This window comes from Dyella sp. 01L423 (assembly GCF_056399945.1).
The window spans coordinates 551197-571255 of sequence record NZ_JBFTSI010000001.1 but is presented as its reverse complement, the minus strand read 5'-3'; the positions used below and the strand labels follow the sequence as shown (position 1 = coordinate 571255).

General features: G+C 64.2%; 16 protein-coding genes and 2 pseudogenes. 4 read left to right on the top strand and 14 right to left on the bottom strand.

Going from position 1 to position 20059, the window contains the following annotated elements; all coding sequences use genetic code 11:
* Positions 1–55 precede the first annotated feature (55 nt).
* The 8 genes from AC1DMY_RS02490 to AC1DMY_RS02455 form a co-directional block, all read right to left on the bottom strand.
* Positions 56–703: a hypothetical protein gene (locus AC1DMY_RS02490; RefSeq protein WP_477163436.1), complete on the bottom strand. Its 648-nt coding sequence runs from the start codon at positions 701–703 to the stop codon at positions 56–58.
* 165 nt (positions 704–868) lie between these two features.
* Entirely contained in the window at positions 869–1789 is a 921-nt protein-coding gene (locus tag AC1DMY_RS02485; protein ID WP_477163435.1) for a hypothetical protein, read from the bottom strand.
* Positions 1771–3984, bottom strand: a complete 2214-nt coding sequence (locus AC1DMY_RS02480; RefSeq protein WP_477163434.1) for a M1 family metallopeptidase — start codon at positions 3982–3984, stop codon at positions 1771–1773. The genes AC1DMY_RS02485 and AC1DMY_RS02480 overlap by 19 nt, the downstream gene beginning before the upstream one ends.
* Before the next feature lie 76 nt (positions 3985–4060).
* Positions 4061–5704 (bottom strand): sulfite reductase subunit alpha, encoded by a 1644-nt coding sequence (locus AC1DMY_RS02475; RefSeq protein ID WP_477163433.1) that lies wholly within the window; start codon positions 5702–5704, stop codon positions 4061–4063.
* The gene (locus AC1DMY_RS02470; RefSeq protein WP_477163432.1) at positions 5701–6684 is read right to left on the bottom strand and encodes an FAD:protein FMN transferase; all 984 of its coding nucleotides are present in this window, start codon (positions 6682–6684) and stop codon (positions 5701–5703) included. The genes AC1DMY_RS02475 and AC1DMY_RS02470 overlap by 4 nt, the downstream gene beginning before the upstream one ends.
* A gap of 28 nt (positions 6685–6712) precedes the next feature.
* A complete protein-coding gene (locus tag AC1DMY_RS02465) occupies positions 6713–7525 on the bottom strand; it encodes a DUF4198 domain-containing protein (protein WP_477163431.1) in 813 nt (270 codons plus the stop codon).
* An 18-nt stretch (positions 7526–7543) separates the two neighbouring features.
* Positions 7544–8059, bottom strand: coding sequence for a DUF2271 domain-containing protein (locus AC1DMY_RS02460; protein WP_477163430.1), 516 nt, complete (start codon positions 8057–8059; stop codon positions 7544–7546).
* A gap of 96 nt (positions 8060–8155) precedes the next feature.
* Positions 8156–8800, bottom strand: coding sequence for a PepSY-associated TM helix domain-containing protein (locus AC1DMY_RS02455; protein WP_477163429.1), 645 nt, complete (start codon positions 8798–8800; stop codon positions 8156–8158).
* Between the two features lie 246 nt (positions 8801–9046).
* Here AC1DMY_RS02455 and AC1DMY_RS02450 point away from each other — a divergent pair, with 246 nt between their 5' ends.
* From AC1DMY_RS02450 to AC1DMY_RS02435, 4 genes are all read left to right on the top strand, one after another.
* Positions 9047–9736, top strand: a complete 690-nt coding sequence (locus tag AC1DMY_RS02450; protein ID WP_046969994.1) for a response regulator — start codon at positions 9047–9049, stop codon at positions 9734–9736.
* Positions 9733–11199 carry an ATP-binding protein gene (locus tag AC1DMY_RS02445; protein ID WP_477163428.1) on the top strand — a complete coding sequence of 489 codons (1467 nt, stop codon included), beginning with the start codon at positions 9733–9735 and terminating at the stop codon, positions 11197–11199. The genes AC1DMY_RS02450 and AC1DMY_RS02445 overlap by 4 nt, the downstream gene beginning before the upstream one ends.
* Positions 11200–11381: 182 nt before the next feature.
* Positions 11382–12131, top strand: a complete 750-nt coding sequence (locus AC1DMY_RS02440) for a hypothetical protein (RefSeq protein WP_477163427.1) — start codon at positions 11382–11384, stop codon at positions 12129–12131.
* A 53-nt stretch (positions 12132–12184) separates the two neighbouring features.
* The gene (locus tag AC1DMY_RS02435) at positions 12185–12346 is read left to right on the top strand and encodes a hypothetical protein (RefSeq protein ID WP_477163426.1); all 162 of its coding nucleotides are present in this window, start codon (positions 12185–12187) and stop codon (positions 12344–12346) included.
* Here the strand turns inward: AC1DMY_RS02435 and AC1DMY_RS02430 are convergent.
* From AC1DMY_RS02430 to AC1DMY_RS02405, 6 genes and pseudogenes are all read right to left on the bottom strand, one after another.
* The gene (locus AC1DMY_RS02430) at positions 12339–13208 is read right to left on the bottom strand and encodes an OmpA family protein (RefSeq protein WP_477163425.1); all 870 of its coding nucleotides are present in this window, start codon (positions 13206–13208) and stop codon (positions 12339–12341) included. The genes AC1DMY_RS02435 and AC1DMY_RS02430 overlap by 8 nt on opposite strands.
* 85 nt (positions 13209–13293) lie before the next feature.
* Positions 13294–14442 (bottom strand): YadA family autotransporter adhesin, encoded by a 1149-nt coding sequence (locus AC1DMY_RS02425; protein ID WP_477164179.1) that lies wholly within the window; start codon positions 14440–14442, stop codon positions 13294–13296.
* A gap of 98 nt (positions 14443–14540) precedes the next feature.
* Positions 14541–14619 (bottom strand): annotated as a pseudogene (locus AC1DMY_RS02420) (hypothetical protein); the annotation flags it as partial.
* 290 nt (positions 14620–14909) lie between these two features.
* Positions 14910–17471, bottom strand: a pseudogene (locus tag AC1DMY_RS02415) (ESPR-type extended signal peptide-containing protein); the annotation flags it as partial.
* Between the two features lie 397 nt (positions 17472–17868).
* Positions 17869–19278 carry an aspartate aminotransferase family protein gene (locus AC1DMY_RS02410; RefSeq protein WP_121878372.1) on the bottom strand — a complete coding sequence of 470 codons (1410 nt, stop codon included), beginning with the start codon at positions 19276–19278 and terminating at the stop codon, positions 17869–17871.
* A gap of 48 nt (positions 19279–19326) precedes the next feature.
* A complete protein-coding gene (locus AC1DMY_RS02405) occupies positions 19327–20031 on the bottom strand; it encodes an MtnX-like HAD-IB family phosphatase (protein WP_204635130.1) in 705 nt (234 codons plus the stop codon).
* Positions 20032–20059 lie beyond the last annotated feature (28 nt).

The following is a 20059-nucleotide window of genomic DNA, read 5'->3' as shown; positions in this document are numbered from 1 at the left end:
CTCGTCATCGCCGTACCTTCCGCCGAGGATTTCTCCGGAGCGCGCAACTGGGCAATCACGTGCACCCGAATTCAGTGAATGCCTGATCAAGTTCGTGCGTCGTAATGTGGCGTTTGTCCATTTCACTGGCGGAAAGGAAGCGGGCCATTCGAACCTGACTGCAGTTCAAGAACTTCGCTCCTTCTTGAAGTATCTGTCTCGGGCTCGGCTGCTCACCAACGGCAATAGTCTTCACCAACTCCCCATCAGCGTGACCCGGAATACGCGGACGCTCTCGAGCTTGAGAGTCGCCCTGAGAGGCCTTGAACAAGGGATTTCCGTACGAAGAGTCAGCAGGAATGGCAGCTTTGGGCACGCCCACGTCGCTACTACTAACATCGTCCCTCGCGTTGAGAGTTTCGGCAGGCCCTTGAGTATTGGCTACCACAAGTACAGACGTTCTCCTGGAATCAACGGCTCGGGAAGAGCGAGGCGCAGCGAGCACCGGCACTGGAATGGCGTGCGGCAACACCATGCTGTCTGAGAGGGCTGGTTGCTTCAGGAACACAAGCTGTAGCGCGCCAGTCCGGCCCAGCATCTTCGCTGCGTTGCTCCAATACTCGGGTGCCGGAGGCATCGTCAGGTACACGAAGATCATTAGATGCAGCAAAGCAACGACCGCTAACGTCGTGCCCTTCCTTATCGCATGCTTCCAATGCGGCATCAGCCGTGCACTCCCTTCGCCCGTTCGCAGAACGGCGCGATGGAAGTGTTGACACCTCAGGTCTGGCGTTGGTTCCTATGCGTAATCCCGCGTAATAGCCTCAAACGGATCGAAGGCATCCGCGGAATCGTGCTTGTTCGTCTCGCCGACCTCTGACCGTCGCGCTTACAGCCCTGATCGCCGGCCCATGCCCAACGAGCGCCCCACATCGGCCAGCGCGAACAGGCGCGCGATGCGCATCCAGCCCAGGGCCAGCACGATGAGCTGGCTGAGCAGGAAGCCCCAGAGCAAGCCCGAGGCACCGACCGACACGCTGTGTATGCGGGCCAGGCCCAAGCCGAGCGCGATGGCGAAACCGACGGCGCTCAGCAGCAGGTAGACGAACAGCGTCGATACCGGCCGGCGCAGCAGCTGCAGCAGGCCGCGCAGCATCGCGATGGACGCCGATCGCAACCCGAGGTCGGCGATGAACGAGGCGCGCGCGGATTCCACCCAGGCCTGCGCCAGCACGACGAAGGCACCCGCGGCCCACCAGGCTAGATGCTGAGCGGTATCCGCCTGCGACTGCAGCGTGGCGAGATCGCTGCGATCGTCGGCGCGATCCAAACCCATTTGCACCAGCAGGCCGGCGAGCGCATACGGCAGCACCGACCAGAGCATCAGCCGGAACATGCGGCCGTACTCGATCAGTCCCCCCTGCAAAAGCTGGGCAAATCCAAGCGTGCGTCCCGCCCGGCCGCTGGCGACCACCATGCCGTTGAGCCACGGCAACCACAGCAGCATGAGTAACGCACTCGCCAGTCCGGCGCCATGCAGTGTGGCGTGCTCGCGCGACAAGGCCACGGCTACATCGCTGAACATCAGGCCATCGAACTGGCGCGCCCACTCATGCGTATGGGTGGAGCGATCGAGCAAGCCACCGAGCGCCTGCAACAACGGCAGCGCCGCCACCATCGTGGCGATCAGCGTCGCCAGCAGCCACAGCAGCAGCAGACGCCACTGCAACGCTGCAAACGGCGCCAGCGCCACCGCTCCCATATCGACTCGACGAGCACTCTTGTAGGCCATCACAGCGTCACCAGGCATGCATACAGCGACTGCAACAGTGCCGCGAGATCGGCTGTCCAGCGGCGCGAGGCCGAGGGGTCGGCTTTCACCGTGCGACTGTCATTGAGTTTGTTCTCGTCGAGCAGAATCTTGTGTTCGGGATCGAGCTCGGCGGAGATCACCGCTGCGTCGCCGGTAAATACGAAGCGCCTCCAGCGGCGATCGTCGTCCCACGGTACGTCGACATGCGTGCCGCCCACGAAGGTCACGCGCAGCAGCTGCGGTACGACGGCGCCTTCACGCACCACTGTCACGGTGCTGCGCACCTGGTACGGGCCGTCCTCGTTTTTCTTGGCGTTGGGGTGCGACTTCTTCCAGGCGTCGCGCTTTTTCTCGACCTCGTCATCGCGATCATCGGCGGTCAACTCGGTGCGCTGGCCGTCCTTCACCCAGCTGCCCGCCTCGGGTAGCACTTTGCTGATATCGATCGATGTCACGCGATCGTCGATACGCGCCGTGCCATAGACGTACTGATCGAAGATCTCGTTGACTGCACGCGCGTTGCCGGAGACATCGATCAAGGTGGCGCGCAAATCTGCCGCGGATGGATGGCGGAAGTGCCAGCGCCGATAGTATTCGCGCATGGCGCGAGCCATCACGTCCTTGCCCAGGCGCTGTTCCAGATCGTGCATGGCGGTGGCGGTACGCGAATACACCGTGCCGTAGCTCGAACTGGAGTAGCGGTCCCAGCTGTTCTGTCCCAGCGGATCGAAAGGATGCTGCAGCCCGGCATCGAGTCGTTCGTACGTAAAGACGTCCATCGACGGAGTGATGCCGGCGCGGCGCAACCATGAGCTGGGCGTCAGCACGCGCTGGTTGCGTTCGCGCAGCATGTGCTCGTCCCAATACTCGTTGATGCCTTCGTCCAGCATCGGCTCCTCGAACTCGTTCGAGGCGAGCAGGCCGTAGAAGTAACCGTGGCCGAATTCGTGGATGGTCACGAAGTCGATGTTCCACTGGTCCATGGTGTCTTTGTCGATCGTCTTGTCGCCTTCGGCGGTGAAGAAGGTCGGGTACTCCATGCCACCGGCTTCTTCCGCATTGAACGGCGGGACTACAGCCGTGACCGTGCGATACGGGTAGGGCCCCAGCGTGTCGGAGAAATAGCTCAACGAATCCAGCGTGGCCTTGAGCACCGGTTGCGCGCTGGCAACGTATTCGGGCGGATACATCACGCGCACGGCCACATTCGGGCTGCCCGGGCCCTGCCAGCTGCCATCGAGAGTGCGAAAAACCTTGGCGGCCACCCAGGCGAAATCGTGCACGTCGCCCTGGACGAAGTGATAGGTGGTCTTGCCGTTTTGTTCGGAAGGTTCGCCCTTCTGTGCACCGACCGCTCCCACCGTGTAATCGGAGGGCACGGTAAGGCGCACGTCGTAGCTGCCGAAATCGGCGTAGAACTCGCTGTTGAAATGGTACTCGTGCACGTTCCACTGCACTTGCGTCGCGCCACGCTCGCCCGGCAGCTCCAGCACGCCGATCTTCGGAAACCACTGCGCCACCAGGTTGAAGTTGCCCCACCAGCCGGTGCGTTCGATCACGCGCGGCAGCTGGCTGACGAAATCGATATCCAGCGTAAGCGTGCCGCCGGCCGGAACGGGCTCGGCAAGATCGATCGCGGCTACCGTCTGGTCGGTGGCGGGACCGTCATCGGGATGCACGAAGCGCCACTTCAGCGCCGCATTGCCCTGCTGCACGGTCTTGAGGTCAATCCAGCCCCATTCGCCTTGCTTCGGCACCGCCTCGCCACGCGAATGACCATGCGCGGTGAGCACGCTGCGTTCGGTGAAGAACGTGCTGCCTTCGTTCTGGAAGGCATTGAGGTAAAGATGCAGATAGATGCGATTGACCGGCTGGCTGCTGCGGTTGCGCCAGGTCAGTTGTTCGCTGCCAGTGATGCTATGGCTGGCCGCATCCAGCTCGGCATCGATGCGATAAGCGACCACGCGATCGGACAGCGTCGCCTCCTTGCCCGTGCGCACACCACCCCAGGCCTCGGGCGCACTAGCCTCACGCGGTGCATCGGCGTGTGGCTTGGCCAGCGGGATCAACGCTGGCGCGATCGTCGTGCTGGGTGTCGGAAGCGGTGAGTCCTGTGCAGCGGCCATCGACGACAAGGCCAGACAGGCCAGCGCCAAGCCGAGGCGCAGCGCGTGTTGCATCCGTGTTCCCATGACACCCTCCCCCGAAGGAACGCCCAGCCTGCGGCATACGCGCATGGCGCTCCTATAGGCCAAAGGTCACGGCAGCTCAATAGACGTCGCGTCGGTAACGTCCGGCCTCGCGCAGTTGCTCGACCGTGGCCTCGCCCAAGGTTTCGCGCAACACCGCGTCAACGCCAGGCGCCATGCCGGCGAGACTGCCGCACACGTAGATCGCTGCGCCCTGCTCCACCCACTGACGCAAGAGCTCGGCGGATTCACGCAAGCGATCCTGCACATACACTCGAGCGATACCCTCACGAGACCACGCCAAGTCGAGCCGTTCGATCGAACCCTGTTGTTGCCATCGCAAGATCTCGTCGCGATGGTAGAAGTCGTGAGCGGGCTCTCGCTCGCCGAACAGCAACCAGTTGCGCCGCTGTGCTGCTTCGATGCGCGTCTTCAGCAACGCGCGCAAACCCGCCAGTCCTGTGCCATTGCCGATCAGCACCAGCGGGCGGTTATCTGCAGGCGCGTGGAACCCAGGGTTGGCGCGAATGCGCAAGGCGATCTCGTCGCCCAGCTGCGCGTATTGGGTGAGCCAGCCCGAACCGATGCCAAGCGAGCCGTCCTCGCGTCGCATGCGACGAACCAGCAGGTGCACGCTGCCATCGGAGGGCACCGAGGCAATGGAATACTCGCGATGCGGCAGCGCCTGCAGCGCTGCCACCAGCTGCGCCGGGTTGGCGTGCGGTGCTTCGCTGCCTTGCGGCCAGTGACTGGCCGCCAGCCATTCGCGCAACGATGCGTGGCGCCCTTGGTGTTCGACGAAAGCGTCGCCGTCCAGTCCGTATGTCGCCAACCACTGCTCCACGTTGGCCGCCGCATGTCGCGGACCGATCTCCACCAGGTCGCCGGCCTGCCACGTCGCCTGCCCTGCATGCGGACGCAAGGCCAGGTGGAAGCACGGGTCGCCCTGACTCGCCGGATTGAGCAAGACGCGTTCGACCAGTTGCCAGCGCTGGTAGTCCGGCTGCTGCCAGTCCGGCAGTTCGGCGGCGCCGGAAAGCAGTGCCAGATGGTGCTGCCAATGGCGCAGCGCCGAGGCGTCGCCATTGTCTACTTCCACCGGATCGAACAGCGGCCTGGCGCCGCTTTGCTGCAGCCAGTGCTGCAGCCCCCGGCCAAATCCGCAGAAATCGTCGTAGTCGCTGTCACCCAGCGCGAGCAGACCGTAGTGCAGCGTCGACAGCGCTTGCGGGGTACGCATGCACTGGGTGACGAAGCGCGCTGCGCTATCGGGTGCATCGCCTTCGCCTGTCGTGCTCACTACGAACAGCACGCGATCTTCCTGCGTGAGTGCGCCCACATCCAACTGCCCGAGCTCGGTCAGTCGCACGGATGCGCCAGCCTGCTGCAGACTTTGCGCTGTCTGCAGCGCCCACTCCTCCGCTGTGCCGGTCTGGCTGGCAAATGCGATAAGGATGGCGTTGTTCTGCGCCTCGATGGCGGGCGCCATGCGCTGCACCTGCCGTTGCGCAGCACGCCGGCGACGGCCAGTGAGCCACACCGTGAATCCTAGCCATGCCAACAACACGACGAGCGCGCTCAGCCAATGTAGTGCGCCCGGGTCGTGCCATTCCCACTCGCGCCGATGCAAGGCCATCAGCCCGACGATCAATAACGCCAGCAACATACAAAGCAGCACGTTGCCCCAGGCGGGACGTGTCGATATGGCGGAGGGTGCGCTCATGACGCCAGCGCAGCCTCGAAGGCGGATGACAGGCGTTCTTCCAGTCCGTTCGCCCCGTGCACGATGAACATCACCGCGAGACCGCGTTCGGTGGCATACGCCAGGCCTTGTTCCGGCCCCAGCACAGTCATCAGCGTGCCCAGCGGATCGGCCTGCATCGCCTCATTGGCGAGCACGCTGACCGAGGCGACGGTGTGCGGCACTGGCCAACCGGTGCGCGGATCGACGTGATGCGAATACGTCACGCCATCGGTCGTGAATTGGCGGCGGTAGTCACCGGAGGTGGCGATGGCCCGGCCCGTGAGACAAACCACCTGGCTGAGCTGGTCGCCATGCTGCACGGCGCCGACGGCGGCGCCGGGACGCTCGATGCCGATGCGCCAAGGTGATCCATCGGGCTTCCTGCCTTTGCCCTTCAGTTCGCCGCCGACTTCGACCAGCCACGCGTCGATGCCGGCAGCATCAAGGCTGCGGCCGACCAGGTCGACGCTATAGCCCTTGGCGACCGACGAAAGATCGAGATAGACGCCGCCAGGTTGATAGAGGCTGTGAGTGGCGGCGTCCAGCTTGATCCGCCACCAGCCGATGCGTTCGCGCGCCACGTCGATCGCCTCGCGCGACGGCGGTGCCTGCCGCGCAGCGTCGGGGCCGAAACCCCAAAGGTTCACCAGCGGCCCCACCGTCGGGTCGTACGCGCCATCGCTGGTGCGCGCCAGCTCGAGCGCGTGCCGCACCACCTCAAAGCATTCGGCCGGCAACACATGCCAGGTGCCCGCCGGCGCCGCGTTGAAACGCGACAACGACGAGTTGGGCTTGTACGTGCTCATCTGCCCATCGACCAGATCGAGCACGGCTTGGATGGCCTTGCTGCGCGATGCCAGCGACAACTCCGCCGGCATCACCGCGCGCACCGACCAGAACGTGCCCATGGTCTCGCCCTGCACCGATTGCACGACCAGATCGCTCACCGATGCACCCACGCCTTCGCTTCAGCACTCACGCGTGGCATTACTGCGGCAGCACTTCCAGCGTGGCGGCATACGACAGGCGACGCAGCTTGGCCTGCTTGATGCTGGACTTGTTGTCCTGCGTGCTGGCGTTCACCCAATACATGCCGGCGTGCGGCCAGGTGACGCTGAACTTGCCGTCCTTGTCGGTGGTGACATCGATTTCCTCCGGCGCGTTGCGATAGCGCGTTTCGCCGGCAATCGCCATCACCTTCAGGTTCGACGCGGGTTTGCCGTCCAGCAGCAACTGGAACGTGGCCGCCTCACCCGAGGCCAGGTCGGTGAAGCGCGTCACCGGCACCAACTCGAGCCCCTTGCCGCTGGGCTTGAGCGCGCCATCGCTAGGCTTGCCGTTGGTGACGAAGGTCTCCACGCGGTTGATCGACTCGGACACTTCGACATTCTTCGCGTTGGCAGGAATCGCCTTGGCAAGCTCGGCTGCGTCGCCGCGCCAGCGTTTCTTCTGGCCATCCACTTCGTAGTTGGCGAACAGACCGCCATTCACCGCGGCGATCTTGTACGTGCCCGGCTGGGTGAGGTGAACGTCGAACACGCTGCGGTACTCGCCGGTGAGCGCGTTTTCCGGTTTGGCCGTCTGGCCGTCCGGCGTGGTGATGACTACGCGATCCAGCTGCACCGCCATGTGATCGGGATAAAACAAGTCATTGGAAACGGCGGCATCCACCGTCACCCACGGATCGTTGCCGGACACATTGGTGGCCGACGGCACCATCCACATCTTGTGCGCCTGCGCGGTGAACGGCAGTGCCAGAGCCATGGCCAGCGCGCCCCACTTCAACGAATGCTTGATCATGATGTTGTTCTCCTTCGATTACGGGGCGAGATCGACTTTGACGGCACCCAGCTCGCTGCTGCCTTGCGCGGCGAGCTGCTGTGGCGCCGTGGCCGGCCAGGTGAACGGCACGCGCACCACTTCGCGGCCGCCGGTTTCACGGGCCGCTTCAACCACGAGTTCGTACTTGCCCGGCGCCAGCTCAGCCAGGGGCGCCTTGCCTTCATGGAAGCTCAGCTTCTGGTCGCCGGCCGGACGCGTCGCGCCGGATACGCCGTCGACCGGCATCTGCAGATCACGGCCGCCGCGACGCCACCACTGGCGCAACTCCGGCAGCCACTTGGTGCCGGCGCCTTCCTTCGATTCCTTCTGCGCATACCACACGGCCAGCTGTGCGGCGACGGAATGGTCTTCGCGCTCCACCCACACGGCGGTGTAGGGACGATGGTATTCCGCCACGTTGAGCTGCGGAATCTGCACGGTGACGTTGAGGTCGGCCGCAACGGCCGGGGCGGCCAGCAGGATCGCGGGGAGAGTCAGGGAGAGACGGCGCATGGTGTCCTCGTAAAAGCGGGAAATAGTAAAGGGGAGTGAGAAGCGAGAGAGGCATACATTCTCTATTTCCTTACTTCTCTTCACTCACTTCTGGATTCAGTGGATGAAGATCAGCGCGAGCAAGAGCGGCAGCACCAGGCCAAAGATCACCAGCGGCCAGGTGGCACCGCGCTGGGCCGCATGCATCTTCAGCAGCAGCAGCCCGGTGATCGAGAAGATCACGCAGGCCAGCGCAAACACGTCGATGAACCAGCCCCAGGCAGGTCCGGCATGACGGCCTTTGTGCAAATCGTTGAGATAGGCAATGACGCCGCGCGAGCTGCGCTCGCTCTCCACCTTGCCGGTTTCGCGATCGATGCTTACCCACGCATCGCCGCCAGGGCGCGGCATGGAGAGATAGATTTCATCGGACGACCAGTCGCCGGTGCGCCCGCTCACGTCGACATCGAGCGTAGACGACACCCAGTCCGCCACCGCGGCGGGCAACGGCGCACCCTTGCGTTCGTCATCGCCGCTCACGGCCTTGAGCAAGGCGGCAGGCAAGGACGCGCTGTGATGCACAGTGTTGGGATGCGCCTCGATCTGTCCGGCGTGATTGAGCGTGAAACCGGTGATCGCGAACAACAGCATGCCGACCAGACATAGCGCGGAGCTGATCCAGTGCCATTGATGGAGCTGCTTGAGCCAGAACGCACGGCTCGATCCCATCCGGTTGTTGTGCGACCGCGCCGCTGATTCCATGCCTGCCTTTCAGAGCCTTTGGATCATCTGTCTTGGATCAGCGCCAATCCGCGTGACGGGCCATGCAACCGAGTCGCGCGCCCGCTGTCTCAACATCCACCAGGGCGCTAAGCTTCCCACCATTCGGGCCGCCTGCTCCTGACGTAGGGCTGGAATGTTGCCACAAATGAGAATCACTCGCAATTCAACGATGATGGGTCACGCGCTTCCCCACCGACCGACCCACCGTCCCTGCTGGATGACCCCATGCGCATACTGATCGCCGAGGATGACCCCTCCATTGCCGCCGGTGTCAGCGCCGCGCTGCGCCAGGGCGGCCATGCGGTGGATAGCGTCACCGATGGCGCCAAGGCAGACGCTGCGCTGCGAGACACGCCGTACGACCTGCTCATCCTCGACCTGGGCCTGCCCCACCTGGACGGCGCCGACGTGCTCCAGCGCCTGCGTAAGCGCGGCACCGGCCTGCCGGTGCTGGTGATCACTGCCCGCGAAGGCCTGCGCGAGCGCGTACGCGTGCTCGATCTGGGCGCCGACGACTACCTGGTGAAGCCCTTCGCGCTGGCCGAGTTCGAGGCGCGCGTACGCGCCCTGCTGCGCCGCTATACCTCGCAGGGCGCCCCCGAACTCACCATTGGACGACTGCGGCTGGATCTTCCCGGCCATCGCGCCTGGATCGACGACAAGGCGCTGGAACTTACGGCGCGCGAATTCGGCCTGCTCGAAGCGCTCGCCGCACGACCCGACCGAGTGACCAGCCGCGCACAGCTCGTGGAAGCCCTGTGCAGCTGGGACGAAGAACTCACCGACAACGGCCTGGACATCGCCATCTATCGCCTGCGCCGCAAGCTGGCCGACTCGGGCACGCAAGTGCGCACGATCCGGGGCCTTGGTTATCTGCTCGAAGAAGTGAAGGAAGGCAAGGACGCCAAGGCATGAACCGGCCGGCGGCCAAGCAGGACGACTCCTGGCTTTATCGGATCATCGAACCGGATGGCCGGCCCAGCTTGCGCCACCGCCTGCTGTCGTCGCTGCTGGTGCCGCTGATGATGTTGCTGGTGGTCGAAAGCCTGATCACGTACGGCGGTGCGCTGATCTACTCCAACCATGTGCACGACCGCGACCTGGGCGACGATGCGATGACGCTCGCCCAGATGCTCAGCCAGGAAGACCTGGGCGGGCAGATCTCGCCCCAGGCGCGCTTTCTGCTCGAGTACGCCCCTGAAGGCCACAACTATTTCAACGTCAGCAGCCAGAAGCACGGCTTGCTGGCCGGCTCGCCCGAACTCCAACCGGCACCATTGAGCGGCGCCAGTTTCGACGGGGAGCCCGCGCTCTACACCACCACCCTGGTCACCACCACCCAGAAGTATCGCGAACTGCGGGCAGCCACGGTGCGCATACCCAATCTGCAGGATCCGACCGACCAGCTCACGGTCACCATGGCCGAGACCTTCCACGATCGTCACCAGCGGGCGCGCGAAATCCTGCTGCTGAGCATTCCAGCGCAGGCACTGCTGATCGCCAGCGTGTTCTTCCTGGTGCTGTACGGCGTGCGTGTGGGCTTGCGCCTGCTCGATCCGCTCACCGCGCGACTGGCCGCGCGCGAACACGACCTTGCGCCGATCGGCGATGCCGACGTGCCGGTGGAAATCCTTCCGCTCACGCGCACCATCGACGGCTTGTTCGCGCGCCAGCGCGGCATGCTGGCCTTGCAGGAACGCTTCATTGCCGATGCCGCACATCAACTGAAAACGCCGCTTGCCGGCCTGCGCGTGCACGTCGAACGCGCCCAGGTGGATCCGACCAAAGAGACGGTCACCGATGCCCTGCAACACATACTGCGACTCACGCAGCGCGCCAGCCGCACCTCCAGCCAGCTGCTCGCGCTGACGCGCGCACAATCGCCGGACCTCAACGAAACCGCGCCCTGCGTGCTGCTGGATCTCGCGCAGGTGATTCCCGAATTGCTGGGCGTGCGTGTGCACGACGCCATCGCGGCGGGCGTGGACCTTGGCTACGAAGGGCCCGCCGGTCCGGTGTGGATCGATGCCGATCGCCTATCGCTGCAGGAAATGCTCGACAACCTGATCGACAACAGCCTGCGTTACGCGGGCCGCGGCAGCTTCCTCACGATAGGCGTATCGGTATTGAGCGAAGGTCCCTGCGTGAGCGTGGAGGACAACGGGCCTGGCGTGCCGCCCGCCTTCCTCGAACGCCTGGGCGAACGTTTCTTCCGTGTGCCGGGCATGACGGAAGAAGGCACGGGCCTGGGTCTGGCCATTGTGCAGCGCATTGCCGAGCGCCATCGCGCCACCGTGCGCTTTCTCAATGGCGCCACCGGCGGCCTCCGCGTGGAAGTGCTGTTTCCGCCAGCGCGCACCTCCCGCGTCGTCAACTGAGCCAGCGTTGCGAGAGAGCCAAAGCCCTTTCAGAGCAATCTGATGTATTTGTCCGGGCGAAGTCGCGGAACATGCATGGCCTCACGCAAGAACCGGGCGTGGCCTAACTCGTCCCTCCTTGCCTGTGCAGACGCCACGTATCAGGGGGAACGTGGGCACCTTGCCACCCACGACTCCCTGCGATGGCCAAGACCAGACAGCGCTCCATCTGGCATCACAACACGTCGCTGTTTCGACGTGTCGCCGCCGAGTTTGGTCGCGACGAAAAATTGCTTGCCGCGCTCCCTCGACTCGCCCTCTCCGATCCCGATGCTTCGGTGCGGCGTGCGGCGCTATCGCGCTGCGCCGATCTTGCGGTAGCCCAGGAAGCTTCGTACACGGAAGCCGATGCGGAGAATCGCGCGCATGCCCGCGCCCTCTATTTCTCGCTGATGGCGGGCACCCATGAGCAAGCGCCATCGCTAGCCGCCCGCCTGCAGCTGTTGCACGTGCAGACCGATCGGGCGCTGATTCTGCATGTGGCGATCTACAGTCCGGAAGAGGATTTGCGGGAGCTTGCACAGCAAAGACTCGAGAGCGACCGCTTTGAGGGAACGAGAGAAGTGACGGCGGATCTGGGCCTTTCCGACCCGATCTTCAACAAGGTCCGCTCCCGCGTCATGCTGCGCCGCGCGATCGTGACGGCGGCCTGCGAAGTCGAACGCTCCCTGGCTGCGGGTGACGCGACGTCAGCCATCACCTGGACCGATGCCATGGAACGCTTTGTCGGCGACTGGCCGGCGCGCTGGCCGTTGCCGCATTACGTGGCGCGCGTGAGCATACTTCTACAGCAAGCCTTGTTCCCGCGGACGCTCACCCCACCGCCACCGCAGGATACGTACTTTCCCCCACTGAGATTCAATCTCTCGCTCGGCACCACTCAACCGGCATAACAACAAGTGCTCGCATGTTCAGTCGCAAACGCCCAAGCCAAGTCGCACGCACCATGGCCACCAGCCTGATTGCCAACGGAACCCGCATCACGGGCGACCTCAGCTACGAAGGCAGCCTGATCCTCGAAGGCCAGGTCGCCGGGCACGTCATGGCCATCGAGCCAGGCGCATTGCTGAGGCTTCAAGGCATCAGGATTTCCGTCGAGCTCAGTTGACGCGAGGCTCGGACTTCAAGGCCGTGACCAACACATCGACGCGGCGGTTCGCGCCAAGGCAGGCAATCAAGGCGCTGCGTTCGGTCTCGACGCAATCGGCCACAGGATTGCGCTTGCCGCGCCCCTCGGCCTGTATCAGTCGGCCATCTATGCCGCGCGAGACCAGATAGTCCTTCACGGTGTCGGCGCGCTTCTGCGAAAGCGCATCATTGTAGGCATCGCTGCCCAAGCGGTCGGTGTAGCCGACCACCCGCACGCTTTGCACCTGGCCGGCGTGGAGCGCGATGCCCTTGGCGAGCTGGTCGAGTTTGGCGCGCCCTTCGGCCGACATATCGGACTGTCCCGCGCGATCGAATGCGAACAACGCATCCGAATTCAGCGTAAACCGCTCGGTGCCGGCGGCCGGCATCACCACGGGCGGCGGCGCCGGAGCCCGCGCCGGTCGCTGGAAGCGCGAACACTCCTCGGGCAACCAGTAAAAGCGTTGCGCCAGCTTGTCGTTGTCGAACAGCACTTTGAACTGGCAAGTCACCACATGATCGCTCTGCGCCGGTTCGCGGAAGTTGAAGACGTAGTTCCACTCACGCACGCCCCACACCCCCTCGCTGAAATGCGGGTAACCAATCAGGTCGCTGACCTGCTGCTTGTTCAGGCCGGCGTGCACGCGGACCAGGTTGTCGATGTCGGGGAAGGTTCCACCCTGGTGCATCGGCGTGGTGTCGCTGACATGCGGCCAGTTGATGGAGTCGGCGCCCTGACCATCCTGGTGGACGTTGCGACTCACGTTACCGCAGGCCGCCAGTACAAATGCCGTCGCCAGCAACAACGGCGCGACTGTGAAGAACTTGAATTTGATGCGCATGTTTTTTTGCAAACCTTATTACCGATGAATACAAGAGCCACGGATCCTTCTGTCACAACGACAGAGGGATATTCACAGTCAGCCCTTACCAGGCCATGCCCGCGCCCACACCCACGCCTAAGCCGTCCTGCTGCGAGCCCGTCGCACTGGCCTTGAAGATGTAGCGACCACTTTCGGTAATCGTGGACAGGCCGACCGAAATCGTGCTCTGGCCATGGTAATTACCGATGCCCACACCCACGACGCTTTGATTGGGCTGATAGGCCTGCGGAATATTGGCCGTCGCCAGGGCGGAAGCCGTACCGGCATAGGCACGCTTGCCCATCTGGTTGATCTGCTGGTCGGTGTAATTCTTTGCCCAGTTCTGGGTGTTGATCATCGCGCCATTGAGCTGGCCCACATTCACCGCGTCCGTGGTGGCCGTTCCCGCCTGCACGTTGTGGATGCTGGTGCTGCCACCGTTAGGATTGAGGGTGACCGAGTTGTAGTTGATGGAACCATCGCTATTGACGTCGTACTGCACGCCGCCTGCCTGTGCCGCCTTCAACTGGCTCACGTTTACCGCATCCGTGCCCTGCGTACCCGCAGCAAGGTTGGTGATCTGACGCTCGTTGCCAGCAGAGCCCACCGACACAGCACCGGCGCGATCGGCGACCGAATTGTTGCCAAGGGCCACGCTGTTGTTCGCGGCCGCTTGCGAGCCATTGCCCAGCGCCAGACTGTTGTCACCCGAGGCCGCCGCACCTGCGCCGCCGGCAGCCGAGTTGTTGCCGGTAGGGCTGGGTGCAGGCGCCTTCTGGTCGGTGCTGGTCTGGAACATGCCGGCCTGTCCTGTGCTGATGTTGCTGATGTCGCCGGCGATGTTGTTGACCGTGTTCTCCACGTTGGTCACGCGGCCATCCAACTTGTCGACCGCCTGGTTGGTGGCATACAGCTGCGAGCCATTCACCGCATCGGTGCTGGTGGACGAGAGCACACCCGCGGCCACGTTGGTGATGGTGCGCTCCTGCCCGGCGGCACCAACACTCACCGTGCCCGCCGGATTGGCGCCGGCAAAGGTGTAGTTGTCGCCAGCGATCGTTGCGCCCGAGCTGCCCTTCACCGGTCCCGTTGTTGAGTTCGCACCCAGCGCCACGCTGTTGTTGGTGCTTGCCGTCGCGCCGTTGCCGATGGCGACGCTATCGGCGCCCCCACTGACCGCCTGGGGACCGACCGCTACCGAGTTCGAGCCCACCGCTTGCGAGTCGGCCAGCGACGATTTGGCGTGGAAATACTTGATGCCGCCGCCACCGTTGATGCTGTTGATGGTGCCGTTGAGCACGTCCACTGCCTGGTTGGTCGCATACAGCTGCGAGCCGTTCACGGCATCCGTGCTGTCGCTGGAGAGCTGGCCGGCGGCCACATTGGTGATCTGACGCTCATTGCCCTTGCTGCCCACGCTCACCACGCTGGTGGGATTGGCACCGGCAAATTGGTAAGTCTGGCCGCCCACGGTGACACTGGCGATCGGATTGCTCTTGGAAGTGACGGACCCTGCGCCCAGCGCCACGTCGTTGTCGTTGTTGGCCTGGGCGTAATTGCCCATGGCGGTAGACGACGCGCCGATGGCTTTCGCATCGCGTTGCGGCCCGTGGCGCCATCATTGTTGTAGTTGCCGCCCTGCGTACCGCCGTCATTGACGCTGTAGTAATGCGTCTTCGCGCCGTTCACCGTGGTGGTGAGCTGACTGAGGTTCACGGCATCGGTCGGCGCGGTGCCGGCCGCAACGTTGGTGATCTTCTTGCCACCAGCGTCGACCCCGTTGAGCGTGATGCTGGGACCGCCGGTGATCACCACACCGTTGGTGTCCACGGTGGTGTTGCCGGTAGTCACGCTGCTGAACTCAGGCTTGTCGGTCATCTCGATCTGCAGCACACCGTTCGCATCCACCTTGGTCCTGAGGTTGTCGCCGACGTAGGTGCCCGCCGTCGTGCCCTTGCCCTGGATCGACACGGTGTCGCCCAGTCTCTTCTGCACTGTGCCGGAGTTGCCGGCGAAGGTCAGCGGCGTATTGGCCAGATCGTCCAGCTGCGACTTGTTCACCGCATCGCTTGGCGCCACGCCGTTGGCGACGTTGGTGATCTTGGTGCCGCCGGTCTTGCTCACCGGGTCATACGTCGGTCCGCCCAGCGTGATGCTGTCATGCGCGCTGCTGTCATAGAGCACAGCGTCAGCGGTGGCGCCCTTGAGCTGGGCCACGTTCACCGCATCGCTGTCGGCGGTGCCCGCGGCCACGCTGGTGATCTGGCGGAACTTGTTGGTCGCGGCATCGCCCACGCTGACGGCACTGAGCGTGCCCTTGGTCGCGTTGATCGCCGCAGCCTGCGTGGCGGTCGCCGTCGCCGGCACATAACCGGCGACGCCCGCTGCCGTATTGGCCACCGACTTGCTGCCGACAGCCACGCCGTCGGCAACCAAGGCCTTGGCACTATTGCCCAGCGCGATCGAACTGTCGGCGCTGGCGCTGGCGCCAAAGCCGCCGGCCAGTGTTCTGGCGCCGGCCGCGTTCGCACCAAACCCCACGGCGGTGCTACCGAAACTCGAGGCGCTGGTGGTCGAGCCCAAGGCAGTCGCCGTGTCGGAAAGAGCCTGGGCGTTCGCACCCGCGCTGGTCGTCATCAGGCCGATCGAGACCGAACCGTCGCCCATGGCAACCGACGACGTGCCCAACGCACTCGCGTTGCTACCCACGGCCATCGCCGAGTTGCCCGCCGCGCCGGCACTCACGCCCGCTGCCAAGGCGTTCGCGCCGGTGGCGCCATCGTTGCCGTAGTTTCCGCCCTGCACCGCGCCATCGTTGACGCTGTAGTAGTGCGACTTTGCGCCAGCCACCGCAGTGGAAAGCTGGTTGACGTTGACTGCATCCGTGGCCGCCGTACCTGCGGCAACGTTTCCGATCTTCTGTCCGCCGGCGTCGATGCCGTTGACGGTGATGCGGGGACCACCAGCAATCACGACACCGTTGGTGTCCATGGTCGTGTTGCCCGCAGTCACGCTGGTGAACACGGGCTTGTCGGTCATCTGCACCTGCAACACGCCGTTTGCATCCACCTCAGTCCTGAGGTTGTCGCCGGCGTACGTGCCTGGTGTCGTGCCCTCGCCCCGGATCGACAGGGTCTCGCCTAGCTTCTTCTGCACCGTGCCGCTGTTGCCGGTGAAAGTTAGCGGCGTATTGGCCAGTCCATCCAGCTGCGACTTGTTCACCGCATCGCTGGGCGCCACGCCGTTGGCAACGTTGGTGATCTTGGTGCCGCCGGTCTTGGCGACCGGGTCATACGCGGGACCGCCCAGCGTGACGCTAGTGTGCGCACTGGTGTCGTAGAGCACGGCATCGGCGGTGGCGCCCTTGAGCTGAGCCACGTTCACCGCATCGCTGTCGGCCGTGCCCGCGGCCACGCTGGTGATCTGGCGGAATTTATTGGTCGCCGCATCGCCCACGCTGACGGCACCGAGCGTGCTCCTGGTCGCGTTGATTGCTGCAGCCTGCGCTGCCGTCGCCGTCGCCGGCACATAACCGGCGATGCCTGCCGCGGTATTGGCCGCTGACTTGCTGCCGAGGGCGACGCCATCCGCGACCAAGGCCTTGGCGCTATTGCCCAAGGCGGTCGAATTATCGCCGCTGGCGCTGGTGCCATAACCGGAAGCCAAGGCCCTGGCGCCAGCCGCGTTCGCGCCATAGCCCACGGCGGTGCTGCCGAATCCGGTAGCACTGGTGGTTGACCCCAACGCTGTGGAGGTATCGGCAATGGCCTGCGCGCCCGCGCCCACGCTGGTGGTCATCAGGCCAGTCGAGACCGAACTGTCGCCGACGGCGATCGCGGAATTGCCGGATGCGCTCGCGTCCGTGCCGATGGCCACGCCCGAGCTGCCGGCCGCACTGGCGCCGACGCCGGCAGCCAAGGCGTTCGCGCCAGTGGCGCCGTCACTGTTGTAGTTGCCGCCCTGCACACCGCCGTCATTGACGCTGTAATAGTTCGCCACTGCGTCCGGGCCGGCCTTGAGCCCGGAGCCCGTGGCAGACATGGCGGGTGCGGAGAGTCCGCCGACCAGCAAGGCACCCGCAATGGCCAGACTCAGCTTGGCCGATCCTGACTTCTTGTGGCCCTTGGCCAACTCCGAAGCGACGACGAAGCACTGCCTTTGCGCATCCCAAATCACGTTATAAATTTTGTTCACGACAAGTCCTTTCCAGTGCGCGAGGCAGCAACGTAAAAACGGCGCCATGCTAGAAATCGCTTGAAATTGAACAAATAAGGCGCGCTCTCAAACGCACTTCAGGCATCGCGCGCTGCGAGAAAAATTGTCCGACTTTTCATCGCACTTGGTTGCGATGTCAGCGAGCCACCACAAGCGATCGACGCATACGCCGTCGCTTCTGTGGGCGCGTTGAAGTGGCATAACTCACTTGACCTGACAGACTGCCAGCGCGGCGCATGCCGTCCTGCTGCGCAAGTTCCCGTTCGTGCAGAGCGGCCCGATCACGCAACGCCGGCGTAAACACCGCCCAAAAAAATACGGCGATGCATGAGCATCGCCGTTCGTCACACTTCCCCTGCATGGGAACCACTTGAGACAAACCATAGACAGACGCCGCGGGTTTTCACCCGCGGCGTCGTGTTGACTACATCGCCTTCTTGGCCTTGGTCAGCAGCTGGTCGAGCAGCGCGATGGCCAGGTCGATTTCTTCGTGCGTGATGTCGAGCGACGGCGCGAAGGTGATGACGTTCTTGTACCAGCCACCCACGTCGAGCACGAGGCCGATCTTCTTGCCGTTGTGCTCGAGGTCGCCGGCCAGGCCGATGTCGACCATCTTGTCGAGCAGCGCCTTGTTCGGCGTGAAGCCGTCGTCGGTGCAGATTTCAGCGCGCATGGCCAGACCCAGGCCGTCCACGTCGCCGATTTCCTTGTGGCGCTTCTGCAGGTCGCGCAGGCCTTCGAGGAAGTGCGCGCCCTTCTTCGGCACGCTGGTCTCGTAGTCCAGCTCGTAACCCATCTTGATCACTTCCAGACCCAGCGCGGTGCCGAGCGGGTTGGAGTTGAACGTGGAGTGGGTGGAGCCTGGCGGGAAGATGGTCGGGTTGATCAGCTCTTCGCGCGCCCACAGGCCCGACAGCGGGTTGAGGCCGTTGGTCAGCGCCTTGCCGAACACGATGATGTCCGGCGTCACGCCGAAGTGCTCGATCGACCACAGCTTGCCGGTGCGCCAGAAACCCATCTGGATTTCGTCGACCACCATCAGGATGCCGTACTGGTCCAGCACTTTCTTCAGATCCTTGAAGAAGTTCATCGGCGGCAACACGTATCCGCCAGTGCCCTGGATCGGCTCGACGTAGAACGCGGCGTATTCAGCCTGATTGACCTTGGGATCCCACACGCCGTTGTATTCGGTTTCGAACAGGCGGGCGAACTGGCGCACGCACGCATCGGAATATTCTTCCGGCGTCATGCCCTTGGGGCGGCGGAACGGATACGGGAACGGCACGAACATCGCGCGCTCGCCGAAGTGGCCGAAGCGACGACGGTAACGGTAGCTGGAGGTGATCGACGAAGCGCCCAGCGTACGGCCGTGGTAGCCGCCTTCGAAGGCGAACATCAGGCTCTTGCCGCCGGTGTAGTTGCGCACCAGCTTGAGCGAATCTTCCACCGCCTGCGCGCCGCCGACGTTGAAGTGCACGCGACCCTTCAGGCCGAACTTCTGCTGCGCGTCGACGGCAATGGTCTTGGCCAGCTCGATGCGGGTCTGGTGCAGGTACTGCGAAGCGACCTGCGGCAGCACGTCGATCTGGTTCTTCAGCGTGTCGTTGAGGCGCTTGTTGCCGTAACCGAAGTTCACGGCCGAGTACCACATCTGCAGATCGAGGAAGCGCGTGCCGGCGGTGTCGATCATCCAGCTACCTTCGCCGTGGCGGAAGATCTTCGGCGGATCGACGTAATGCACGGTGTCGCCAAAGGAGCTCCACTGGGCCTCATCGGCCAGCAGCTGCGCGTCGGGAATAACGACGCCAGCGGCGTTCTTGTCGTAAGCGTTCATCAGGAAATCCGGAATCGATCAGAGTGGGGATGAACGGGCCAGGCCCGTTCAGGGGATCGTGACGGCCAGGGCGGGCTCGCCCGGCGTGTGTTCGGCCAGCAGGCTGCCGTCGAGCAGACGGGGCAGCAGCTCCAGCGCATCCTCGAAGCCGGTGATCGGCACGTAGGGGATGCCGGCGGCGCGGCAATGCTCGATCAGGCGATGCTTGGCGAACACGAAATCGACGCGGTCGGCCGCGCAGAAATCCGATGCGCCGTCGCCGATCAGCAAGGTCTTGGTGCCCGTCTTGGCGGCCTGGGCCGCCACGGCGCACTTGCAGGTGCCGCTGCGGCAACCGTCCGCCTGGAACGGCGAGGTCAGCTGCCACTGGCGCGGCGGCGTGGCCGGAGCCAGGTGGTTGGCGGCCAGCGGCAGATCGTCCAGGCCATAACGGCCAAGGATCTTGTGGATGGCGTAGTCGAGGCCGTCGCTGACTACCCGCAGCGGGGTCGACAACTCGCGCGTCTTGGCCACGAAGGCCGGGAACGCGTGGTCGATCCACAGCGAGGAGAGATGCTTGTCCAGCGCTTCCTGGGTCATGTCCAGCAGGCCCACCTGCCCGGTCATGCATTCGCGCGAGCCGATGCGGCCGGCACGCCAGTCCTGCTCTAGCGTTTCCCAGCCGGGACGGCCGAAACGGTCGAGCAGGGAGTCGATCACGTCCTCGACGGAGATGGTGCCGTCGAAATCGCAGAGGATGGTCCAGCCTGTCACTCGGTGAAGCTCCGCCAATGCAGTGTGA

Bases quoted from the DNA above. Each gene is read 5' to 3' on its own strand.
- AC1DMY_RS02490 (WP_477163436.1), bottom strand. From the start codon at position 703: ATGCCGCATTGGAAGCATGCGATAAGGAAGGGCACGACGTTAGCGGTC.
- AC1DMY_RS02485 (WP_477163435.1), bottom strand. From the start codon at position 1,789: ATGCCTGGTGACGCTGTGATGGCCTACAAGAGTGCTCGTCGAGTCGAT.
- AC1DMY_RS02480 (WP_477163434.1), bottom strand. From the start codon at position 3,984: ATGGGAACACGGATGCAACACGCGCTGCGCCTCGGCTTGGCGCTGGCC.
- AC1DMY_RS02475 (WP_477163433.1), bottom strand. From the start codon at position 5,704: ATGAGCGCACCCTCCGCCATATCGACACGTCCCGCCTGGGGCAACGTG.
- AC1DMY_RS02465 (WP_477163431.1), bottom strand. From the start codon at position 7,525: ATGATCAAGCATTCGTTGAAGTGGGGCGCGCTGGCCATGGCTCTGGCA.
- AC1DMY_RS02460 (WP_477163430.1), bottom strand. From the start codon at position 8,059: ATGCGCCGTCTCTCCCTGACTCTCCCCGCGATCCTGCTGGCCGCCCCG.
- AC1DMY_RS02455 (WP_477163429.1), bottom strand. From the start codon at position 8,800: ATGGAATCAGCGGCGCGGTCGCACAACAACCGGATGGGATCGAGCCGT.
- AC1DMY_RS02450 (WP_046969994.1), top strand. From the start codon at position 9,047: ATGCGCATACTGATCGCCGAGGATGACCCCTCCATTGCCGCCGGTGTC.
- AC1DMY_RS02445 (WP_477163428.1), top strand. From the start codon at position 9,733: ATGAACCGGCCGGCGGCCAAGCAGGACGACTCCTGGCTTTATCGGATC.
- AC1DMY_RS02440 (WP_477163427.1), top strand. From the start codon at position 11,382: ATGGCCAAGACCAGACAGCGCTCCATCTGGCATCACAACACGTCGCTG.
- AC1DMY_RS02435 (WP_477163426.1), top strand. From the start codon at position 12,185: ATGGCCACCAGCCTGATTGCCAACGGAACCCGCATCACGGGCGACCTC.
- AC1DMY_RS02430 (WP_477163425.1), bottom strand. From the start codon at position 13,208: ATGCGCATCAAATTCAAGTTCTTCACAGTCGCGCCGTTGTTGCTGGCG.
- AC1DMY_RS02410 (WP_121878372.1), bottom strand. From the start codon at position 19,278: ATGAACGCTTACGACAAGAACGCCGCTGGCGTCGTTATTCCCGACGCG.